Annotated in this window: 6 protein-coding genes; 3 read left to right on the top strand and 3 right to left on the bottom strand. The window is 72.4% G+C overall.

The window, feature by feature from the left end; translation table 11 throughout:
- Positions 1-73 precede the first annotated feature (73 nt).
- Positions 74-2065 (bottom strand): discoidin domain-containing protein, encoded by a 1992-nt coding sequence (locus AB0D99_RS28570; protein ID WP_362368379.1) that lies wholly within the window; start codon positions 2063-2065, stop codon positions 74-76.
- Positions 2066-2436: 371 nt separating this feature from the next.
- Between AB0D99_RS28570 and AB0D99_RS28565 the strand changes: the two genes are divergently transcribed.
- The gene (locus AB0D99_RS28565; protein ID WP_362368370.1) at positions 2437-2871 is read left to right on the top strand and encodes a hypothetical protein; all 435 of its coding nucleotides are present in this window, start codon (positions 2437-2439) and stop codon (positions 2869-2871) included.
- Here AB0D99_RS28565 and AB0D99_RS28560 read toward each other — a convergent pair.
- Positions 2814-4259 (bottom strand): cytosine permease, encoded by a 1446-nt coding sequence (locus tag AB0D99_RS28560; protein ID WP_362368367.1) that lies wholly within the window; start codon positions 4257-4259, stop codon positions 2814-2816. The genes AB0D99_RS28565 and AB0D99_RS28560 overlap by 58 nt on opposite strands.
- A 69-nt stretch (positions 4260-4328) precedes the next feature.
- On the opposite strand from AB0D99_RS28560, the gene AB0D99_RS28555 reads away from it, so the two are divergent.
- The gene (locus AB0D99_RS28555) at positions 4329-5141 is read left to right on the top strand and encodes a TetR family transcriptional regulator (protein ID WP_362368364.1); all 813 of its coding nucleotides are present in this window, start codon (positions 4329-4331) and stop codon (positions 5139-5141) included.
- A gap of 45 nt (positions 5142-5186) precedes the next feature.
- The gene (locus AB0D99_RS28550) at positions 5187-6809 is read left to right on the top strand and encodes an amidohydrolase (RefSeq protein ID WP_362368361.1); all 1623 of its coding nucleotides are present in this window, start codon (positions 5187-5189) and stop codon (positions 6807-6809) included.
- Positions 6810-6888: 79 nt separating this feature from the next.
- On the opposite strand, the gene AB0D99_RS28545 is transcribed toward AB0D99_RS28550, so the two are convergent.
- The gene (locus AB0D99_RS28545) at positions 6889-8526 is read right to left on the bottom strand and encodes an amidohydrolase (RefSeq protein WP_362368359.1); all 1638 of its coding nucleotides are present in this window, start codon (positions 8524-8526) and stop codon (positions 6889-6891) included.
- Positions 8527-8584 lie beyond the last annotated feature (58 nt).

Genomic DNA, 8584 nt, shown 5'->3' with positions numbered 1-8584 from the left:
GGCGGGGTGGATCCGATCGGATCCACCCCGCCCGGCCCGGGGGCCGTGCCTTCGCGCCAGGTCTCGCCGTGGCTCAGCCGCTGTAGACGCCCACCTCGTGGAGCGAGTAGCCCCAGTCGGTGGCGCGCTGCACTCCCTGGATCCGTACGTACCGGGCGGTGGTGGCGGAGAACCTCGCGGTGTCCAGGCCGCCGTCACCGGCCTCGGTCGACCAGACGGTCCGCCACGTGGAGTCGTCGTCGGACACCTCGATGCGGTAGGCCCTGCCGTACGCCCGTTCCCAGTCGAGGGTGATGCGCTTGACCAGCTGCGGCTGGCCGAGGTCGATCCGCAGCCACTGACCCTCCCGCCACTCGCTGGCCCAGCGGGTGCCCTGGTTGCCGTCCACGGCCCGGCCGGGCGCGTAGGTCACGAACGGGTTCCACCACTCCGTGGTGGAGGCGCTGGCCGCCGCGCCCGAGGCCAGGTTGACCCCGGCCCGATGCTGCTCGGAGGCGCCCCAGGTGTCGAGGTAGGACTCGGCGCCGCGGAACAGGTCGTCCACCACGCCCTGACCGCCGACCTTGCGGATGTCCTCGATCCAGTCCGGCACGAGCCCGACGTGCGAGGCGCCGTCGGTGTTGAGGTCCCAGGTGCGCTGCCCGGTGGTCTGCCGGTCGATGACCGAGCCTCCGTCGACGCTGCGGAAGGGGTACGTGACCTTGTTCGGCGCGTCGGCACCGCGCGGGCCGGGCCAGCCGCCGACGCCGTTCATGTCGGTCCCGTAGCCGTAGCCGACCCCGTACTTGTCGCGCAGGGCGTCCTTGGCCTTGGCCTCGGCGCTGAACGCCTCGGAGCCGTTCATGTACTGGGCGGCGAAACCGCCGAGCTTGTAGAGCCGCTCGGTCCAGCTGCTGTCCATCCAGCTGTGCGAGGAGATCGCGCCGGGGTAGGACTCCGACTCCATGATGTCGAAGGCCCGGCCGGCGGCCTTCACGCTCATGTGGTCGAGTTCCAGCATCATCTTGCGTTTCATCATCCCGCGCAGCGCGTACTCGCCGAGTTCGGTGAGCCCGCGGGTGTTGCACCGGGCGTCCCCGCTGTAGGCGGGCACGCTCACCCCGGCCGGAAGCTCCTTCTGCGCGTTCGGCGCCGCGGCCAGGCCGATCGGGTTGTCCTGCTGCGGGCCGGCGCACTGCTCGGTCTTCCAGAAGGTCCCGGTGGAGAGGAACTGGCCCACGTTGATCGCCGTGCCGAGCGCCCCGGAGTCGAACCGGACCCCGCAGAGCGCGTTGTCGAACTTGTGGCACAGGAACATGCTGCGCACGCCGAGCGCGTGCAACTCGTCCAGCCCGCGGTCGATGTCCGCGCGGGAGCACTGCGCGATGTCGAGGATCTGCTTGCAGCCGAAGGGCTCGGAGGTCTCGACGCCGAGCACGACGGCCAGTTTGCCCTGGGCGATGACGTCGCGGGCCTGGGCGCTGTCGGTGACGATCCGGAACCAGCCCTTGCCGGGGCCGCCGAACATCTTGTCGACGTAGGACTGCATCTCGTACGTCTTCCTGGCCTGCAGACGGATCGAGTCCATCTCGTCGCAGCCGCGGTCCTTGAAGAAGTAGACCGAGCAGATCACGCCGTTGGTGACCAGGTCGTTGACCAGGACCCGCTGACCGCCGCGCCAGGCCCGCTCCAGCCAGGCGTAGTAGTTCTGCTGGTGCGTCAGCGAGTCGTGGGCCGGCCAGTCCTTGAACGTCGGCCAGCCGTTCGGGTCGTGCTTGCCGTCACCGCCCTTGGTGATGAAGTCGAAGACCGCGAGCGAACCGTCCGGATAGTGCTCGGGACAGTCCTTCAGCGCGTCGGCGACGCCGAGCTCGGAGAAGGTCTTGCCGCAGATGAGCCGCCCGCCGAACGCCTCGTTCGACATGAGGTGGTTGTGCGCGTCGACGAACCCGCGCACCTCCCCCTGGGCGTTGGTCCCCTTGAAGGGCTCGCCCGTCACGTTGACCGCGGAGTCGGGCTGGGGGCGGGCGGCCGGATTCCACCAGGTGTCCTCGGCGGCGGAACCGGGCGCGGGGCCGATCAGCATGGCGGCCACCGTGGCCAGGAGCAGGGACAGGACGGCCAGGGCCCTGCCTCCGCTGGTCGTCAATGTGCGTGGGGGGCGCGTCAGGGACATCACTCACGTCCTCGGTCGACGGGTCGGCGGCGCGGTGTGTGAGTTGTCATGTTCCGCGCTGAGGGTGTGTCGAGAATCCCGACTGCCACCATCCGAGTCAAGAGTCCGGGACAGTTGACCTGATAGACCGTCGGACGACCACGGGTGCGGCACTCGCACCAGCATGAGCTTTGCGAGAAGTGGCCCCCCTACGCTGGTGGCATGGACCGGAACCGGAGGCGCGCCCACAGGACGGCCGGCGCGCGCGGGTGGGCGCGGCCGGGCCTACCGTCCTGCCGGAGGTGGTCGTCGCCGGACGCGGCGTGGTGCTCGTGGGGTTCTTCTCCGCACGCCGGAAGGACTTCGGCGCCCTCATGGAGGCGGCCGCCGGAGAGGTGGCGGCGCGGGGCGGGCGGGTCGTGGGGGAGGTGGTCCAGCGCCGGGGCGTGTCGAGGGGAGGGGCGCGGCTGATGGGCTCGCCGTACTCCTCGCGTACCGTGCTCGGCTCCGGCAAGGTGTGCGAGGCCGTGGAGCTCTGCGGGCGGACCGGGGCCGACGCCGTCGTCTTCGTCACCCCCCTGACCGACCGTCAGTGTGTCGTGCCGGCCGAGGTCTTCCGTCGCCCGGTGACCCGCCTGGCCGACGTCCTCCACGCCCCCGCCCCGGTCGGTCCCGGTGTTCAGGCCCCCGCGCGGGCCGTGCGCACGGAAGCGGAGCCGCGCATCAGGAGCGCGTAGACGACGGCGGTGACCACGATGCCGACGGGCAGCGCGAGGTCGAGACCCGCCAGGGCGGCGGCGACCGGACCCGTGTACAGGGTGTTGACGCACAGGGCGGCCGCGGTCACGCCCGCGCCGAGCGCGAGGGCGCCGGCCGCGTTGACACCGCGGGTGTACCAGAACGGGCTTCCTCGGGTCTCGTCCATCAGCGCGAGGCCGTCGTAACGGTTGCGGCGCAACAGGATGTCCGTGGCGTAGAGGGCCGTGGCCGGACCCAGCAGCACGACGGTCAGCTGCAGCACGTTGCCGACCGTGTCGAGGAAGTCGGACACGAGCAGCGCGTAGAGGGTCAGTGCGGAGGCGACGGTGCCGTCGACGATCACGCTGAGCGAGCGGCGGATGCGGATGCCGACGGCCTGGAGCGCCAGGCCCGCGCTGTACGCGGTCAGGGCGTTGATCGAGATCGTGCCGAGGACGAGGGCGATCAGGAAGACCGGGTAGAACCAACCGGGCAGGATCTCCTCCAGCGCGGTCTGCGGATCGGTCATGTCGACCGCCGTCGCGGCCAGCGCGCCGAGCGAGCAGACCGCGACGCTCGGCAGGAAGCCCCCGAGCGCGGTCCAGCCCGCGACCGCCCTCGGGGAGGCCGTACGGGGCAGATAGCGGGAGAAGTCCGCGCTCGTCGTGTACGAGAGCGGGCCGGCGGCGATGACGGCGACGCCGGCGAGGAGGGTCGCCCACAGGTCCACGCCGGTGAGCGGCACGTCGGGTCCGTGGCCGAAGTCCGCATGCGTCAGCACCGCGTAGGCGACCACGCCGAAGGCGGCGGTGAGCGCGATCGTGATCGGCAGGTACAGCTTCACGATCAGGGCGTGACCGTAGACGCTGATGGTCAGGGTGAGCGCGGCGATGGCGAGCACGACGGCGGTCTTGACGACGGTGTTCGTCGGGAGCCCGACCGTGTCGACGAGAGCGAAGGCGGCGCTCGCGGCGGCGGCCAGATTGAGGGCGAAGTAACAGACGGAGATCATCCAGCCGGTCACCGCGTTGTTCACGCGGTTGCCGCGCACGCCGTACATCGCACGCGTGATCACCTCGCTGGGCGCGCCCGCGGCCGGGCCCGACACCGCCAGCACCCCGGTGAGCAGCCAGAAGAGATTGCCCACCACGATCACCAGCAGCGCCTGCGCGAGGCTCAGGCCCATCAGGACCAGGGCCCCGCCGATGACCAGGCTGAGGTAGTTGACGTTGGCCGCCGCCCAGATCGCGAACAGTTCCCGGGGTCGTCCGTGGCGCTCGGTGTCGGGGATGTGATCGATGCCGTGGACCTCGACCCGCCCCGCCCGGTCGGTGACCGGCGGCGCGCCATCGGCGCCGGGGCGCGGGTCGGGAAGGGTGGAAGTCATGAGGTCCTCCGGATACGTGCGACGCACACCTGCTTGCTTATTGGTCGCACACTCAATAGCATCGCCGGTATGTCGTCAAGCGTCCAGCGCAAACGAGTTCGCAAATCTCCGGAGGCCCGTCGGGCGGAGATCGTCGAGGCCGCGGCCGGTGTCGCCCTCACCGAGGGGCTGGAGTGCGTCACCCTGCGGCGGATCGCCGAGGAGCTCGACGTACGCCCGGGGCTGATCAGCCACTACTTCCCCTCGGCGGAAGACCTCGTCGCCGAGGCGTTCAGCACCGCGGCCACCGGGGAGCTCGACGCGCTGCTGCCCGCGGACAGGTCCGACGGCACGGCGACGCGGTACCTCGCGCGCTACTTCGCCCTCTCCGCCGGAGAGGCCTACGACGACATCAGCCGGCTCTGGATCAACGCGCGCCACCTCAGCCGCTACCGCCCCCTGTTGCGCGACCGGGTCGCCGAGCAGGAGCTCGCCTCGGACGACCGGCTGGAGGGGCTGATCAGGGACGGCGTCGCCGCGGGGGAGTTCCGTACGGACGATCCCCGCGCGACGGCCATCCAGATCCTGGTCGTGCTCGACGGCCTCGGCGCCCACGCGAACACCGACCGCAGCAACCGGCCGGAGGTGGTGACCCGGATGGCCGTCACCACGGCCGAGCGCGAACTCGGTCTCGCGCCCGGCACCCTCGACCGTGCCGCTCCGCCGACGGACGCCACCGCCGGGGAAGGCACCGGTGCCACGGCACCGTCCAGTGCCACGGCGCCTTCCGATGCCACGGCACAGCCCGGCGCGACCCCCGGCGACGACTCCCTCACCGACCCGCCCCCGAGCGACGCCTCACCCGGCGCGGCCGACAGCCCCCCGCCCACCGCGACCCGCTGAACGACCCCTGTTCCACCCCTCCTCCCGCTTCTTCCTGGAGCTCCTGTGCGCACCTCTCTCGTTCTGCTCTCCGCCCGCCTTCTCGACCCGGTCACCGGCCACCTCCTGCCGCAGAGCGCCCTGGCCGTGTCCGGAGGGCGGATCTCCGCCCTGGGGGACGACCGCGAGATGCGCGCGCTCGCCGACTCCGGCACGACCGTCGTCGACCTCAAGGGAGCCGTCGTCACCCCCGGCCTGACCGACGGACACCTCCACCCCGTCTCGGGCGCGGAACTCACCCATGGCCTCGACCTCTCGGGCTGCGCCGACCTCGACTCCGTGCGCGACGCCCTCGCCCGCGAGGTCAGCACGCTGGAGCGCGGCGCATGGCTCTTCGGCTGGGGCCTGGACCCCAACGCGTTCGGCGACCGGCCCGTGGAGTCGGCCGCTCTCGCCCCCGTACTGGACGGCGTTCCGGCCCTGCTCCAGCTCTTCGACGCCCACTCCATGATCGCCAGCCCCCGCGCTCTCGAACTGGCCGGAGTGGACGGCCCCCGGACCTTCGACCAGGCCGCGGAGGTCGTCTGCGACGCGTCCGGCCGGCCCACCGGCCTGCTCCTGGAGGACGCCGCCTGCGAGCTCGTCGAGCGGGCGGCGCCCCAGCCCACGCACGCCGAACGTCGCGACCGCCTCGCCACCGCGCTGCGGGCCATGGCGACCGCCGGTCTGACCGGCGGACACGCCATGGACGCCAACGGCGAGAGCCTCGCCCTCTACGGCGAACTCGACGCGGTCGGGGCGCTCCCCCTGCGTCTGCGCGTCTCCCCCTGGTGTCAGCCCGGCACCGACGCGGACGGGCTGCGCGCCCTGATCGAGCAGCAGGGCACCGGCGGGGCGCTCTGGCGCGTCGCCGGCGTCAAGCTCTTCATGGACGGCACCATCGACAACGGCACGGCCTGGCTCGAACACCCCGACTGCCACGGCGAGTCCACCCACGCCTTCTGGCCGGACCCCGCCGCCTACACCCGGATCATCGGAGAGCTGCACCGGGCCGGGGTTCCCACCGCCACCCACGCCATCGGCGACGCGGCCGTCCGGCACGTCCTCGATTCCGTGGAGAAGGCCCAGGCCGGCGACCGCGGCGGGGTCCGGCACCGCGTCGAGCACATCGAGAGCGTGCCCGACGACACGCTGGGCCGGTTCGCCGAGCTCGGCGTCATCGCCTCCATGCAGCCCACGCACTGCTGCGACTTCACCCGCGCCGACCACACCGACAACTGGTCCCGCCGCCTCGGCGAGGAGCGGGCCTCCCGCGCCTGGCGCTGCCGCGACCTCCGCGACTCCGGAGCGTCCGTCGTCCTCGGCTCCGACTGGCCCATCGCGCCCTTCCCGCCGCTGGCTGTCATGGCGGGCGCCAGGCACCGCCGTCCGAGCCGCGACCTCACCCAGCCCCCGCACGGGCCGGAACAGGCCCTCACCCCCCTGGAGGCACTCCAGGGCATGACCCTCGGCCCCGCCTTCGCGGCGGGCCAGGAGCACGAGGCGGGCCGGCTGGCCGTCGGGTACCGCGCGGACCTCACGGTCCTCGCCGACGACCCGCTCACCGTCGCCGCCACCGAACTGCCGGACCTGCCCGTCCTGCTCACCGTCCTCGACGGCCGGCCCACCCATCGGGACGCGAGCGTCTGACACGCCGGCCCACCCATCGGGGCGCGAGCGTCTGACACGCCGGCCCACCCATCGGGACGTGAGCGTCTGACGCGCCGGCTCACCCCTCGAAGACGCACTCCCCGCCGACGTACGTGGCCTCCACTCGCAGCTCCGCCAGCTCCGCGGCCGGCACGGAGTAGGGGTCACGGTCGAGCACGGCCAGGTCCGCCAGCGCACCCGGTCGCAGTGTGCCCGTGTCGTCGAGTCCGTTGACGTACGCGGAGCCTGCCGTGTAGGCGGTGAGCGCCGTCGTGAGGTCGAGCCGCTGGTGCGGCAGGAAGATCCGCTCGGGATCACGGCCCGGCTCGACCCGGTTGACGGCGACGTGGATCCCCTCCAGGGGAGCGGCGGAGCTGACCGGCCAGTCGCTGCCCGCCGCCAGCCGCGCGCCGCTTCGGTGCAGATCCAGGAAGGGGTACTGCCAGCCGGCGCGTTCCGGGCCGAGGAAGGGAATGGTCAGCTCGTCCATCTGCGGCTCGTGGGCCGCCCACAGGGGCTGGACGTTGGCGACCGCGTCGAGCCGTGCGAAGCGGCCGATGTCCTCGGGGTGCACGACCTGGAGATGGGCGAGGTGATGGCGGTTGCCGCGTCGGCCGTTGGCCCGTCCGGCGGCCTCGACGGCGTCGAGCGCCTCACGGACGGCCCGGTCGCCGAGCGCGTGGAAATGCACCTGGAAGTCGAGGGCGTCGAGCTGGGTGACGTACCGGCGCAGGGCGACGGGGTCGACGAAGCTCAGCCCGGCGTTGCCCGTGACACAGCCGCAGGCGTCGAGGTACGGAGCGGTCATGGCGGCCGTGAAGTTCTCGGCCACGCCGTCCTGCATGATCTTCACCGAGCCGGCCCGGAAGCGGCCGTGGCGCAGCGTCTCGCGGCGCTCCACGAGGTGCGGGATCTGCTCGGCGCCGGCGTCGCGGTCCCACCAGAGCGCGCCGTTGACGCGGGCGGTGAGCAGACCGCTCTCGGCGGCCTCCAGATAGGTCCCGGAGACGTCGGGGTGGCCGCCGTAGGAGCCGAGGATCGCGTCCTGCCAGGCGGTGATGCCGTACGAGTGCAACAGCCGCTGGGCGCGCTCGAGTCCGGCGAGCAGCTCCCGCGCGGTGGGCGCGGGCACGACCCGGCTGACGACGAGGACCGCGCCCTCCTGCAGCATGCCCGACGGGGTGCCGTCCGGCTCGCGCTCGATGCGGCCGTCGGCCGGGTCGGGGGTCGAGGCGGTCACCCCCGCCAGCTCCAGGGCACGGGTGTTGGCCCAGGCGCCATGGTGGTCACGGTTGGACAGGAGCACGGGACGGTCGGGCACCAGCTCGTCGAGCATCCGCCGGGTCGGCAGTCCGCCGGGGAAGCTCTCCATCGACCAGCCGGCGCCGGTGATCCACGGCCGCTCGGGATGGGCGGCCGCGTAGGCGCTGATCCGCCGCCGGTACTCGCCGAGGTCCGTGGTCCCCGACAGGTCGCAGGCCCCCAACTCCAGCCCGGCGTACACCGGATGCACATGCGCGTCCTGGAACCCGGGCAGCAGCGCGCGCCCGGAGAGATCCACCACCCGCGTACCGGGCCCGACCAGCTTCCGCACCTCGTCGTCGCGACCGACCGCCACGATCCGGTCGCCGGCGACGGCCAGAGCCGTGGCACGAGGCGACGAGGGATCCATCGTGAGGACGGCGCCGGAGCGGAGGACGAGATCGGCGTACGGCATGGGGAGGTGCTCCTTGACGAGGTGAAGAGGCGAAGAGGTGACGAGCGACGAGGTGGCT

It is taken from the genome of Streptomyces sp. NPDC047971 (genome assembly GCF_040653355.1).
GTDB lineage: Bacteria > Actinomycetota > Actinomycetes > Streptomycetales > Streptomycetaceae > Streptomyces.
The sequence above is the reverse complement of the archived record's forward strand: the minus strand, read 5'-3'. Positions and strand labels throughout refer to the sequence as shown.